Origin of the sequence: Colwellia sp. TT2012 (genome assembly GCF_001440345.1) — a bacterium.
GTDB lineage: Bacteria > Pseudomonadota > Gammaproteobacteria > Enterobacterales > Alteromonadaceae > Colwellia.
Window position 1 is genome coordinate 1 of sequence record NZ_LJYX01000179.1, and the last position, 740, is coordinate 740.

At 54.1% G+C, this 740-nt stretch carries 1 protein-coding gene; it reads right to left on the reverse strand.

The features are described 5' to 3' along the window. Positions 1-79: 79 nt before the first annotated feature. Positions 80-355, reverse strand: a complete 276-nt coding sequence (locus ASU03_RS19445; protein ID WP_011077934.1) for a hypothetical protein — start codon at positions 353-355, stop codon at positions 80-82. Between the last annotated feature and the right edge of the window lie 385 nt (positions 356-740).

The following is a 740-nucleotide window of genomic DNA, read 5'->3' on the forward strand; positions in this document are numbered from 1 at the left end:
CTTCCTTGAGGAAAGGGCAATTCGCACAGGGTTTTTTCAGTCGGAAATGCTGCTTGATCGGATTCACTGAACCGCATCCTTAGCGCGAGACATCAATGGCGAAAACCTCGACTGGATCTGCGCCGAAGTGTGGATGAACGATCGTCGTCAAGCGATAGCCCTTCCAGGGCAACACAAGTCTTCGTGCGTCGTCTCCGCGCTTCGGATAGCCCCGTGTCAGCTCAATCTGGTCGAAGCTCTGTCCATCCAAACGCCGTCGCCAATAGGGCGTGGCAGCCCGGAATTCTTCCGGCTTGATCCCGGCCTTGATTGCGTCGAAATACTCGCCTTTGAGCGGCAGTACCAGAGTACGCATGAATAGGGTTCCTTTTCAGAGCGGTCGAGTGCAATCTAGGCCCCGATTATCCCATTTGCCAGGCACAACCCAAGCGCATAGCAGGTGGGATGGAATGCTGGTGGCTACCTGATAAGCGTAGGATGTGCGGTTGGAGAAAGCCGATGCTGCCTGGTTGGGAAGTGACGCCCAGCGGCAACCTCTGAAGGAAGGGGGTAGGGAAGGGGAGAGGGAATCTCAGAAAGGCAAAAGCCCGGTGATTAACCGGGCTTTGCAGGTCCCTCTAGGGGGATAAAACTCAAGTGCCTCAAGGGCTACGTGGCAAATAATAGGGTCAGCTGACACTTATGTCAACTATTCAGTAAGCATTTGACCTAGGCTATTTCAGCAATCCACCAGCGTTAAC

What these genes read in the sequence shown, in the direction of transcription:
- ASU03_RS19445 (WP_011077934.1), bottom strand. Translation starts at nt 355, where the DNA reads ATGCGTACTCTGGTACTGCCGCTCAAAGGCGAGTATTTCGACGCAATC.